Consider the following 7,308-nt stretch of genomic DNA (forward strand, 5'->3'; position numbering starts at 1 on the left):
CACTTGTGTGACAAGCGCTGGCTGCTATTGATTTTGAGATTGCCAGGGAGTCAATATCCCACTTGGCTCAGCTCGTCGAAGAGTTCGCTGTAAATACGATAGCGATTGGCGCTGATGGGTAAAGCATCAGAGCCGTTTTCGACGACATCAATCACGCCGCAGCCGGGCTCGTGCAAATGCGTGCAGTTGTAGAACTTGCAGTCCTTGGCATGGGCGCCGATATCGGGCATGCAGGCGGCCAGCTGCGTGGGCGCGATGTGATACAGGCCGAATTCCTGAAAGCCCGGTGAATCAATGATGGCCGTGCTGCGTGCCTCGTCCACCCAGTACAGGGTGGTGCTGGTCGTGGTGTGCTTGCCGGTGTTCAGCGCCTGCGAGATTTCGTTGGTGGCGACCTTGGCATCGGGCAGCAACAGATTGATCAGCGTGCTTTTGCCCACGCCCGAGGGGCCGAGCACCAGCGTCGTCTTGCCGTGCAGCAGGCCGATGATGGCGTCGCGGTCTTCTTCGTCCGCATCTTCCAGCGACATCGGCAGCACCATATAGTGCGGCGGATCGTCCACTGCGTCGCGCATGCTGCGATAAGGCTCCAGCCGCTCCCAGGCGCGCAGAAAGGGCTCTTCCAGGTCCATCTTGTTGAGCGCAATGATGGGCGTGATGTGCGCGGCCTCGGCGGCAATCAGGGCGCGGGCCAGCTGCACTTCGCTGAACACCGGTTCGGCCGCTATCAGAATCAGAAGCTGGTCGAGATTGGCTGCAAAAGTCTTGGTGCGAATGTCATCCTGGCGGTAGAAGAGATTGCGGCGCTCGATGACTTTCTCGATCGTGCCTTCATCACCCTGGCCCGGCGGTGGTGCCAGCCATTGCACATGGTCGCCCACCACGGCCTGACTTTTCTTGCCGCGTGGATGGCAGATGCGGCGCTCGCCGTCCGGTGTCTCGACCACGCAGTGACGGCCATAGCTGGCAACCACCAGGCCTGTCTGCATATCACCCGCTGCTTGGGCGCTGGGGCGCCGTCCTTGTTTCGCCATAAAAAATCAGGCCAGCTTCAGCAGGGCTTCGATGCGGCGCGCACAGTCGATATCGGTCTCGGAAATGCCGCCCACATCGTGGGTGTTCAGGCTGACCTTGCAGCGGTCGTAGCTCACCTCGAGGTCGGGGTGGTGGTCCTGCTGGTGGGCGATCAGCGCCAGGGCATTCACAAACGCCATGGTTTCGTAGAAGTTGGCAAAGCGGTAGGTCTTGCTGATGGCGCCGTGGCCGGCGTCGCCGAGCAGCTGCCAGCCGTCGAGGCCGGCCAGTTGCTCGCGCACCTGCTCGGCGCTGAGGGCGCTGCGCTTGTGCTGGGACCAGTCTTTCTGTTGCAAGGTGGAGGGGCTCATGTCGGAAGCTCTGCTGGGGTTACAAACTGCCCGCGGGCGCCGGCATGCGTGCCAGGCGATCCACTGCGGGCGGATGCGAATAGTAAAAGCTCACATACCAGGGATCTGGTGTGAGGGTTGAGGCATTGTCTTCGTAAAGCTTGAGCAGCGCCGAGGCCAGCTGCGCGCCGTCGGCCTGCTGCATGGCATAGGCGTCGGCCTCGAACTCGTCGCGGCGCGACATGGCGGACAGCAGCGGCGTGACGAAGAAGCTGAACACCGGCACGGCCAGCATGAACAGCAGCAGGGCCATGGCGTTGTTGCCGGCGGCCGGGCCGAAGCTCTGGTCGATCAGTGGCGCGACGCCGAGGCCCGAGTAGAACCACAGCTGCTGGCTCAGCCAGCCCAGCAGCGCAAAGCCCAGCAGGGAAACGCCGAACATCAGCAGCATGCGCTTGGTGATGTGCTTGTGCTTGAAGTGGCCGAGCTCGTGGGCCAGCACGGCCTCGACCTCGTCGGCGTTCAGCTGCTTGAGCAGGGTGTCGAAGAATACCACCCGCTTGGAGTTGCCAAAGCCCGTGAAATACGCGTTGGCATGGGCCGAGCGGCGGCTGCCATCCATTACGAACAGGCCCTTGGCCGCGAAGCCGCAGCGCTGCATGAGAGTGGTCACGCGGGTCTTGAGGGCCTCATCGGCCAGCGGCTCGAACTTGTTGAACAGCGGGGCGATGAAGCTGGGGAAGATCCACATCAGCAGCAGATTGAACGCCGTCCATGCGCTCCAGGCCCAGAGCCACCACATGGGGCCGGCGGCGCCCATGAGCCAGAGGATCAGTGCCGCTATCGGCAGGCCAATGACGGCGCCGACCAGGGTGGACTTGAGCAGGTCGCCCAGCCACAGGGCCAGAGTCATCTGGTTGAAACCAAAGCGCTGCTCCAGTCTGAAGGTCTGGTACAGCGACAGCGGCAGCTCGATCAGGCCGGAAACCAGCGCAAAGCCGGCCAGCAGCGCCAGTTGCTGCCACATGCCGGGGCCGAGCAATCCCAGCAGCCAGGTGTTCAGCGCATCGAGCCCGCCCAGCAGGGTCCAGCACAGCAGCACGGCCGCGGACAGGGTGATGTCGATCAGCGAGACCTTGGCCTTGGCCAGGGTGTAGTCCGCGGCTTTCTGGTGCGCGGCCAGGCTGATGCGGTGAGCGAAGGTGGCGGGGACGGCGGCGCGGTGGCTGGCCACATGTCGCACCTGGCGCGATACCAGCCAGACGCGCAGCAGCCATTGCAGGACCACGGCCGCCGCAAACAGCAGCGACAGCGCGAGGGAAAAATCTAGGTTGGAAGCCATGTATTGGCAGTGTAGGCGACAATTTGCGCCATGTCTGAAGCTTGTTGCACGAATTCCGCCACCGCCGCGCCCGAGGCTGTACAGCCACCCGTCCTGCCCAAATCCGATCTCAATATGGTCTGGCTGGACTGCGAGATGACGGGGCTCAATCCCGACCATGACCGCATCATCGAGATTGCCGTGGTGGTGAGCAGTGCCGACCTGCAGACCCGCATCGAGGGGCCGGTGTTCGCGATCCACCAGTCGGACGAGCTGCTGGGCGGCATGGACGCCTGGAACAAGGGCACGCATGGCAGAAGCGGTCTGATCGACAAGGTCAAGGCCTCGACCGTGACCGAGGCGCAGGCCGAGGCGGCCCTGATCGCCTTCCTGAGCAAATACGTGCCCAAGGGCAAGACGCCGCTGTGCGGCAACAGCATAGGTCAGGACCGGCGCTTCATGGAGCGCTACATGCCCAAGCTCAACAGCTTCTTCCATTACCGCAATATCGATGTGAGCACCTTGAAGGAGCTGGCCAAGCGCTGGAAGCCCGAAGCCTACAGCTCGTTCAAGAAAAAACAGCGCCACACGGCCATGGCCGATGTGCATGAATCGATAGACGAGCTGCAGCACTATCGCCAGCAACTGCTGAGCGTCTGAGCCTTGACCCCGCTGCTTGCGGGAAAACCCGGTGTATGTGATAATTGAGCGCTTACCCGATCAATGGGTAATTTGCGCATCTCCATCACACACCGGGTTCTTACTTGCGTGCAGCGGCCTACATCCAGCCGACACGCCAAGCCATAACGCCCATCTGCCCCTTTTGCGAACGGGCAGTCAAAGTCTGACGGTGGATGTTGATAACCAACCGTCAAAAGAAGTGAGCAGGTCGCTGACTGCGTCGCTTTTTTCGTGAGTTTTTCATGACTGAAAAATCCCTGGAGCAGGGCCAAGTGGCCGCTGCCGATATGTCTTTGTCTTCTCCTGAACTGGATTCCCGCCTCGACGCCATGCTGGCTGCCGTAGATGCCGAGGAATTTGATGCCGAACCAGCTGCTGAAGAGCAAGCCGAAGCCGAACCCAACGGCTTTGTGGAACTGGGCCTGGCGCCCGAGCTGGTGCAAGCCGTGGCCGACCTGGGCTACACCAAGCCCACGGGCGTGCAAGAGCAGGCCATTCCCCTGGCCATGAACAGCGGTGGCGAGCAGCCCTTTGTGGACCTGATGGTGTCCAGCCAGACCGGCTCGGGCAAGACGGCTGCCTTCCTGCTGCCCGTGCTGCACACGCTGATCAAGCAACGCGCTGAAGCCGACGCTGCTGCCAAGGCCGAGTTCGACCGCCTGTGCGCAGAAGCCGCAGCCAACGGCCAGCCCGCCCCTAAGCGCCCCAAGCGCAAGGACCCGACCAACGCCCGCAACTTCAAGGCTGCCGTGCCCGGCGCCCTGGTGCTGTGCCCCACGCGTGAGCTGGCCCAGCAGGTGGCGCATGACGCCATCGAGCTGGTCAAGCACTGCCGCGGCATCCGCATCGCCAACATCGTGGGTGGCATGCCCTATCAGCTGCAGATCGCCAAGCTGCAGAACGCCGACCTCGTGGTGGCTACGCCCGGCCGTCTGCTGGACCTGCAGCGTTCCATGCAGATCAAGCTGGACCAGGTGCAGTTCCTAGTGGTGGACGAAGCCGACCGCATGCTGGACCTGGGCTTTGCCGACGATCTGGCAGAAGTCAACCAGATGACTGCCCAGCGCAAGCAGACCATGATGTTCAGCGCCACCTTTGCGCCGCGCATTCAGCAGCTGGCCATGCGTGTGATGCATGACAACGGCGCCAATGTGCAGAAGATCACGATTGCCACGGCTCAGCAAAAGCACGAGAACATCAAGCAGGTGCTGTTCTGGGCCGACAACGCCCAGCACAAGCGCAAGATGCTGGATCACTGGCTGCGCGACAGCAGCATCAACCAGGCCATCGTGTTTGCCTCCACCCAGGTGGAGTGCGACGGTCTGGCCAACGACCTGCAGCAGGACGGCTTCTCGGCCGTGGCACTGCACGGCGCGCTGAGCCAGGGTCTGCGTAACCGCCGCCTGATGGCGCTGCGCAATGGCCAGGTGCAAATCCTGGTGGCTACCGACGTGGCTGCCCGCGGCATCGACGTGCCCACGATCACCCACGTCTTCAACTACGGCCTGCCCATGAAGGCCGAAGACTACACCCACCGTATCGGCCGTACCGGTCGTGCCGGTCGCGAAGGTGTGGCCGTGACCTTTGCCGAATTCCGCGACCGTCGTCGCGTGTTCGACATCGAAGGCTATACCCGCCAGCAATTCAAGTCCGAAGTGATTCCGGGTCTGGAACCCGTGCAGCGCTTCCCCGCCGCGGGCGAGCGTGACGGTCGTCGCGGTGGTGGCGGCGGTGGTCGCGGTGGCTACGGCGCGCGTCGCGACGGTGACGGCTATGGCCGCAAGAGCGGCTTCGGCGGCTTCGGCGGTGGCCGTGGCGGCAATGACCGCGGCGGCGATCGCGGTGGCTTCGGTGCTCCGCGTGGTGACCGCTTTGCCGATCGTGGCGATCGCGGCGGTGATCGCGGTTTTGGCGGTGGCCGTCCCGGCTTTGGTGGCGATCGTCCTGAGCGCAGTTTCGAGCGTCGCGACGACAACCGCGGCGAACGCAGCTTTGACCGTGGCAACGATCGCGGCGGTGAACGTGGCGGCTTCGGCGGCGAATCGCGCGGCTTCGGCGCTCCGCGTCGTGAAGGCGGCGATTTCGCGCGCAAGAGCTTCGGCGGCCGCGATGCCGGCCACGGCGCGCGCGAAGGTGGTCGCGAAGGCGGCTTCCGCGGCGGTGAAGCGCGCGGCTTTGGCGGCGGCGACCGTCGTCCTGCCTTTGGCAAGACGGCCAGCAAGCCCTACCAGCCTCATGGCGAGCGTGGCGGCGAGCGCAGCTTCGAGCGCAAGCCCCGCGCCCCGCGTCGCGACGAGCGTTGATCGCACCGCTTCGGGCCTTGGCCCGAGGCATGAAAAAGCCGGCTCTCGAAGCCGGCTTTTTTGCGTCTGCTGCTTTTAAAAGAATAGCGGCTAGCGCCTGATATTGAATGCTTTCAGCGGTTTTTTGAGCTGAAAGCGTGGCGCATCAAGCGCTGGCAGCTCTGCTTATTTCATTGCTCCGAGGCATGACGTCCGATCTCGGGCCAGCGGTGATGCAGATAAATCCATGCCATTAGGCCGATTAGCATCAGCAGCAGCGAGCCCGTGGCCAGCAGCACGCCGGAGTGCATGACCAGAGGGGCGATCACCCCGGCCACCAGGCCGTTGGCAATCGAGCCCACCACGGCCTGCAACGAGGAGGCGAGGCCGCGCCACTCGGGGTGGATGTCCAGCACCAGCAGCGTCACCACGGGAACCATCAGTGCCCAGCCATAGGAGAACAGGCTGATGGGAATCAGCGCCCAGCTCACGTGGGGGCTCCAGAGCATATTGGCCGCCAGATTGAGGATGGAGGTCACGCACATGACGAGAAAGCCGTGGCGGATCTGGCGTTTGGGCGGGATGCGCCCGGCCAGGCGCCCGCTGGTCCAGCTGCCGGCCATGATGCCGCCTATGGTGGCGAGGAAGAACCAGAAAAACTGCGTGGGCTCCAGATGCAGCAGATCGCCGAGAAATGCCGGCGCCGACAGCAGATAGAGGAACATGCCGTTGAAAGGCACGCCGCTGGCCAGGGCCAGCAGCAGAAAGCGCGGATCGCTGAGCAGCGTGCCGTAGCCGCGCATCAGCGGCCCGACGTGAAACGGCTGGCGCTTGGCGGCCGGCAGTGATTCGGGCAGAAAGCGCAGATTGATGGCCCACAGCAGCACGCCGACAATGGTCAGAGACCAGAACACCGCCTGCCAGCCCAGGTGCACAAACAGCCAGCCGCCCATCATGGGGGCGATGACCGGGGCGATGCCGAAGAAGATGGTGATCTGCGCCATCAGGCTCTGGGCCTGGGAGGGCGGGAAGATGTCGCGGACGATGGCGCGCGAGACCACAATGCCGGCCCCCGTGGACAGGCCTTGCAGCGTGCGGAACAGCACCAGCTGGGTGATATTCTGCGACAGGGCGCAGCCCGCCGAGGCCAGCGTGAACATCACCAGCCCCCAGAGAATCACGGGGCGGCGGCCGAAGCTGTCGGCCAGCGCGCCATGGAACAGGTTCATGAAGGCATAGCCGAACAGATAGGCAGACAGCGTCTGCTGCATCTCGACCGGGGTGGCGCCCAGCGCCGTCGCAATCCCCGCGAATGCGGGAATATAGGTGTCTACCGAGAACGGGCCCAGCATGCCCAGGATGGCCAGAAGTACGGCCAGGGTCCAGCGCGGGCCGCGCCAGAACGTGGAGAGGTCGTTTTGCATAGATAAGGTGTGCCGCGCGCTCGCAGGGGCGCAGCAGCATACTGTAGCGGCATGGCGCGGCCTGCGTGAGTCTGTGGGGGGGAAGACGGGCCGCGTTCTGCGGCTTGGGCGCAGGCCATGAAAAAAAGCCAAAGCTCATGCTAGAGCTTTGGCTTGGAATTTGGTGGGCCCTGAGTGATTCGAACACTCGACCAACGGATTAAGAGTCCGCTGCTCTACCAACTGAGCTAAGAGCC

6 protein-coding genes are annotated in these 7,308 nt (G+C 63.6%); 2 read left to right on the top strand and 4 right to left on the bottom strand.

Going from position 1 to position 7,308, the window contains the following annotated elements:
• Positions 1-50 precede the first annotated feature (50 nt).
• From rsgA to AB6724_RS04255, 3 genes are read right to left on the bottom strand one after another with little or no spacing between them, the layout of a single operon-like run.
• On the bottom strand, positions 51-1,034 hold the full coding sequence (gene rsgA, locus AB6724_RS04245; protein WP_369337256.1) for a ribosome small subunit-dependent GTPase A: 984 nt from the start codon (positions 1,032-1,034) through the stop codon (positions 51-53).
• A gap of 6 nt (positions 1,035-1,040) precedes the next feature.
• Entirely contained in the window at positions 1,041-1,385 is a 345-nt protein-coding gene (locus AB6724_RS04250) for a 4a-hydroxytetrahydrobiopterin dehydratase (RefSeq protein ID WP_369337257.1), read from the bottom strand.
• Between the two features lie 19 nt (positions 1,386-1,404).
• The gene (locus tag AB6724_RS04255; RefSeq protein ID WP_369337258.1) at positions 1,405-2,706 is read right to left on the bottom strand and encodes a M48 family metallopeptidase; all 1,302 of its coding nucleotides are present in this window, start codon (positions 2,704-2,706) and stop codon (positions 1,405-1,407) included.
• Between the two features lie 30 nt (positions 2,707-2,736).
• Here AB6724_RS04255 and orn point away from each other — a divergent pair, with 30 nt between their 5' ends.
• Positions 2,737-3,345, top strand: a complete 609-nt coding sequence (gene orn / locus AB6724_RS04260) for an oligoribonuclease (protein ID WP_439329823.1) — start codon at positions 2,737-2,739, stop codon at positions 3,343-3,345.
• Positions 3,346-3,608: 263 nt separating this feature from the next.
• The gene (locus tag AB6724_RS04265; protein WP_369337259.1) at positions 3,609-5,669 is read left to right on the top strand and encodes a DEAD/DEAH box helicase; all 2,061 of its coding nucleotides are present in this window, start codon (positions 3,609-3,611) and stop codon (positions 5,667-5,669) included.
• Between the two features lie 170 nt (positions 5,670-5,839).
• Here the strand turns inward: AB6724_RS04265 and AB6724_RS04270 are convergent, their stop codons facing one another.
• Positions 5,840-7,072 carry a multidrug effflux MFS transporter gene (locus tag AB6724_RS04270; protein ID WP_369337260.1) on the bottom strand — a complete coding sequence of 411 codons (1,233 nt, stop codon included), beginning with the start codon at positions 7,070-7,072 and terminating at the stop codon, positions 5,840-5,842.
• Between the last annotated feature and the right edge of the window lie 236 nt (positions 7,073-7,308).

The sequence above is a fragment of the Comamonas guangdongensis genome, from assembly GCF_041079535.1.
Lineage (GTDB): Bacteria > Pseudomonadota > Gammaproteobacteria > Burkholderiales > Burkholderiaceae_C > Comamonas > Comamonas guangdongensis.

Coding starts and splice junctions, on each gene's coding strand:
- AB6724_RS04270 (WP_369337260.1), bottom strand. CDS start 7,072: ATGCAAAACGACCTCTCCACGTTCTGGCGCGGCCCGCGCTGGACCCTG.
- AB6724_RS04255 (WP_369337258.1), bottom strand. CDS start 2,706: ATGGCTTCCAACCTAGATTTTTCCCTCGCGCTGTCGCTGCTGTTTGCG.
- AB6724_RS04265 (WP_369337259.1), top strand. CDS start 3,609: ATGACTGAAAAATCCCTGGAGCAGGGCCAAGTGGCCGCTGCCGATATG.
- rsgA (WP_369337256.1), bottom strand. CDS start 1,034: ATGGCGAAACAAGGACGGCGCCCCAGCGCCCAAGCAGCGGGTGATATG.
- orn (WP_439329823.1), top strand. CDS start 2,737: ATGTCTGAAGCTTGTTGCACGAATTCCGCCACCGCCGCGCCCGAGGCT.
- AB6724_RS04250 (WP_369337257.1), bottom strand. CDS start 1,385: ATGAGCCCCTCCACCTTGCAACAGAAAGACTGGTCCCAGCACAAGCGC.